The organism is Sulfitobacter sp. HI0129, from assembly GCF_001635395.1.
GTDB lineage: Bacteria > Pseudomonadota > Alphaproteobacteria > Rhodobacterales > Rhodobacteraceae > Sulfitobacter.
The window spans coordinates 1-4,476 of the sequence record NZ_LWGH01000469.1; the positions used below are offsets into that span (position 1 = coordinate 1).

The 4,476-nt window shown below is 65.1% G+C and carries 3 protein-coding genes and 1 pseudogene; 3 read left to right on the forward strand and 1 reads right to left on the reverse strand.

The features are described from left to right. Together A3764_RS25700 and A3764_RS12820 are read left to right on the forward strand one after the other, a co-directional pair. A pseudogene (locus A3764_RS25700) lies at positions 1-262 on the forward strand (dienelactone hydrolase); the annotation flags it as partial. Then, a complete protein-coding gene (locus A3764_RS12820) occupies positions 259-1,137 on the forward strand; it encodes an alpha/beta fold hydrolase (protein ID WP_067921197.1) in 879 nt (292 codons plus the stop codon). The pseudogene A3764_RS25700 and the gene A3764_RS12820, both read left to right, overlap by 4 nt. 122 nt (positions 1,138-1,259) lie before the next feature. Here the strand turns inward: A3764_RS12820 and A3764_RS12825 are convergent, their stop codons facing one another. Next, positions 1,260-1,868, reverse strand: coding sequence for a carboxymuconolactone decarboxylase family protein (locus A3764_RS12825; RefSeq protein ID WP_067921199.1), 609 nt, complete (start codon positions 1,866-1,868; stop codon positions 1,260-1,262). A gap of 140 nt (positions 1,869-2,008) precedes the next feature. On the opposite strand from A3764_RS12825, the gene parE reads away from it, so the two are divergent. Further along, a complete protein-coding gene (gene parE, locus A3764_RS12830; protein ID WP_067921201.1) occupies positions 2,009-3,964 on the forward strand; it encodes a DNA topoisomerase IV subunit B in 1,956 nt (651 codons plus the stop codon). Positions 3,965-4,476 lie beyond the last annotated feature (512 nt).

Consider the following 4,476-nt stretch of genomic DNA (forward strand, 5'->3'; position numbering starts at 1 on the left):
CCCCGAAAGCTGGGCCCAGTCGGAGCTGCTGGGCTGGGCACCCTACCTGCATCATGCGGACCCGGTCTGGGACACGCTGCGGATGAACAACATCGCCCAGCACTTCGCCACGGCCTTCTTCGGCCTGCACCTGCGCGGGGACGCGGCGATGCGCGCCTATTTCGGCGCTGATTTCGCGGGCTTTCCGCCCGAAACCGCGCGCGGGCTCAGCTTCGAGACCCGCGCGGCGACTGGCCCATCACATGAAAGGACCCCCAGATGAACGCCCCCCGCAGCGAGACCCGAGAGATCGGCGGCCATCCGTTCCACATCCGGCACTGGGGCGATCCGGCGCTACCCAAGCTGCTGATGCTGCACGGCTTTCCCGAATATGGCGGGGCATGGGGCAATCTCGCGCCGCTGCTGGCGGAGCGGTTTCATTGCATCGCCCCGGACCAGCGCGGCTATGGGCAAAGCTGGGCCCCGGAGGACGTGAGCGAATACACCACCTCGAAACTCGTGGGCGACATGGCGGCGCTGATCGGAGAGGACGCGCCGATGGCTGTGCTGGGCCATGACTGGGGGGCCGCGGTGGCCTACGGCCTTGCCATGTTCCGGCCCGAACTGGTGTCGCGCCTGATCATCATGAACGGCGTCCATCCCGCCCCCTTCCAGCGGGAAATGGCGGCAGGCGGTGCGCAGTCCGAAGCCTCGCAATACATCAACTACCTGCGCCGCCCGACCTCGCACGAGGAACTGGGCGCGGACGGCATGGCAAAGATGAAGGACTTCTTTCAGGCGCGCATGAAGATCGACTGGCTGAGCGAGGAGGAACTGGCCGCCTATGTCACCGAATGGTCCCGGCCCGGGCGGCTCAACGGGATGATCAACTGGTACCGCGCCTCACCCTTGAAGATCGCCGATCCAGGCACGCCGCTGACCGATCTGCCGGACCTGCCCGCAGAGAAGCTGCAGGTGCGCTGCCCGCATCTGCTGATCTGGGGGATGGAGGACCGCGCCCTGCTGCCCGCATCGAACGCTGGATTGGAAGACTATGCGCCGGACCTCACCCGGGTGGAGATCCCCGGGGCGGATCATTGGCTGCATCACCAGAAGCCCCAAGAGGTGGCGCGCGCCATTCTGGACTGGATGCCGTAGGACCGCAGGCGCGGGGTAGGATCGCGCGGGCCGCTGGCCGGGGAATCGGGGCGGGCCGGCCCTCCGGGGGGGATATTTTGCCATTTGGAAGGGTGTGAGCTGTGCCGCGGTGGGAGCGGCGTTCAGCGGTGGCCCCAATCCTGCGCGTCGTCGGAATTGCCGGGCGACAGGCCGATGATGTCGCCTTTGGTCGAACAGCCGAGTCCCAGCACCGTGCGGTTGGCATAGGCGAAATAGGCCACCACCTGGTTGATCTCCAGTATCTGGGCGTCCTCCCAGCCCGCCATGCGCAGGGCCGTGACATCCGCCTCGTCCATGTCGCCGGGGCTTTCGCTCAGCCGGGCGGCGTAGCGCAGCGCGGCCTGTTGGGCGGCATCGAGCGGCGCGGCGGCGATGTCGCCCGCTGCCAGCGCGGCGCGGATCGCATCGGCGCGCGCCGGATCGTCGAGGAGCCGCTGCAGTCCGGCGAAGTGATGCTCCGTACAGTAATCGCAGCGGTTGCGCAGCGAGACCCAGACGCCCAGCACCTCCAGAAACCATTTGGGCACCGTATTGGCAGAATGGTGGAGCACCGCCTTGTAGAGCGTCATATGTCCTTCCATCGTATGGGGGCGCAGGCTGTGCATCATCATGATGTTGTCCACGTTGCCCCCCGGCCCCGCGATCCTGTCGTAAAGCTGGCGCAGCCTGCCGGTCGCTGCCTCGAAGGGGATGATGTGGATCCAGGCCATGGTGTTTCCTTTGCTGGGGATGCGATCGGCAGGGTGCCATCGGCGCGCCGGGTTGGAAAGCGGGCTGCGCCTTCTCCCTTTCGCAGGCCGGTCCCCTCTGACATACTGCGATGCAATCAAGAGCAGAGCGAGCAGCCCCCATGACCGACCTTTTGTCCGGCCACGAACCGACCGATTACGATGCATCCTCCATCGAGGTGCTCGAAGGGCTGGAACCGGTGCGCAAACGCCCCGGCATGTATATCGGCGGCACCGATGAACGGGCGCTGCATCATCTGGTGGCAGAAGTGCTCGACAACTCCATGGACGAGGCGGTGGCGGGCCATGCCACCCGGATCGAGGTGGAGCTGCACGAGGATTATGCCGTCACCATCCGCGACAACGGACGCGGCATTCCGATCGACCCGCACCCGAAGTTTCCCGACAAGTCCGCGCTGGAGGTAATCCTGTGCACGCTGCACGCGGGGGGCAAGTTTTCGGGCAAGGCCTACCAGACGTCGGGCGGTTTGCACGGCGTCGGTGCCTCGGTGGTCAATGCGCTAAGCGATTCGCTGGTGGTGCAGGTGGCGCGCAACAAGGAGGTCTATGAGCAGCGGTTTTCGCGCGGCATCCCCCTTGGCCCGGTGGAGCGCGTGGGTGCGGCCCCCAACCGGCGCGGCACCATGTTCACCTTTCACGCGGACGAGGAAATCTTCGGCCACCACAGGTTCAAGCCCGCGCGGCTGCTCAAGATGGTGCGGTCCAAGGCCTATCTGTTCTCCGGCGTCGAGATCCGCTGGAAAAGCGCCATTTCCGATGGCGAGACCCCGCAGGAGGCGACGTTCCACTTTCCCGGCGGCCTTGCCGATTATCTGCGCGAAACGCTGGGCGGGGCCACCACCTATGCCGAGAACCCATTCGCCGGGACGGTCGATTTTCAGGAACGCTTCGGCGTGCCGGGCAAGGTGGAATGGGCCATCAACTGGACCCCGGCGCGCGACGGGTTCATCCAGTCCTACTGCAACACGGTTCCCACGCCCGAGGGCGGCACCCACGAAGGCGGCTTCTGGGCCGCGATCCTGAAAGGCATCCGGGCCTATGGCGAATTGGCGGGCAACCGCAAGGCCAAGGAGATCACCCGCGACGACCTGATCACCGGGGGCTGCGCGCTGGTGTCCTGTTTCATCCGCGAGCCGGAGTTCGTGGGCCAGACTAAGGACCGGCTGGCCACCACCGAAGCCGCGCGGTTGGTGGAAAACGCGGTGCGCGACCATTTCGACAACTGGCTGGCCGCCGATACCAAATCGGCGGGGGCGATCCTCGATTTCCTCGTGCTGCGGGCCGAGGAACGGATGCGCCGCCGACAGGAAAAGGAAACCGCGCGCAAGAGCGCCACGAAGAAGCTGCGTCTGCCCGGCAAGCTGACCGATTGCACCAGCAAGACCCGCGAAGGCACCGAGTTGTTCATCGTGGAGGGCGACAGCGCCGGGGGCTCCGGCAAGGGCGCGCGCAACCGCAACAATCAGGCGCTGCTGCCGCTCAAGGGCAAGATCCTGAACGTGCTGGGCGCGGCCTCTTCCAAGCTGAACACCAACGCGGAGATCAGCGATCTCTGCGAGGCGCTGGGCGTGGGGATGGGGACGAAATTCAACCTCGACGATCTGCGCTATGACAAGATCATCATCATGACGGACGCCGACGTGGACGGCGCGCATATCGCGTCGCTGCTGATGACCTTCTTCTTCACCCAGATGCGCCCGATGATCGACGCGGGCCACCTCTACCTCGCCTGTCCGCCGCTTTACCGGCTCACGCAGGGGGCCAAGCGCATCTACGTGGCGGATGACGCGGAAAAGAACCTCTGGCTCGAAAAGGGGCTGGGCGGCAAGGGCAAGATCGACGTGCAGCGGTTCAAGGGTCTGGGCGAGATGGACGCCAAGGACCTGAAGGAAACCACGATGGATCCCGACACCCGCAAGCTGATCCGGGTCACGGTGGACGAGGACATGCCCGGAGAGACCGGCGATCTGGTGGAACGGCTGATGGGCAAGAAGCCCGAGCTGCGGTTCCAGTATATCCAGGAGAATGCGAAGTTCGTGGAGGAGCTGGATGTGTGAGGGAGCTTATGACCACGCTGACAGTTAGTGGTTAGCGATTAACATCCCAACCACATCTGTTCCGTATCCCATGCGCCTGTGGCGCATAGCCCCTTCCCTTCCCCCATGGGGAAGGGGCTTGCACACGACGACAGGTCGGGACCGCGACAATAGTGACCTGCACCGGTTGCGTACAATGTAAGGCTGGCTGGCTCGCCCTCTCCGGCGTCAGGTCGGGCGCGACCCTATTGTTTCGCCGCAGGTACATTTTACCACATCTGTTCCGTATCCCATGCGCCTTCGGCGCATAGCCCCTTCCCTTCCCCCTGGGGAAGGGGCTTCCACACGACGACAGGTCGGAACCGCGACAACAGTGACCTGAACCGGTCGCGGCACCCCGCAAACTTCCCCCCCGCGATCCTTTCCCTTCCCTAGGTCTGCCTCGCCCCACGATCCGCGCGCTCCTCCTCCTGCCCCCGACCGCCGAAACTTGATAAGTTCGGCCGAACTTGGTCTACATGATCTTCAACCGC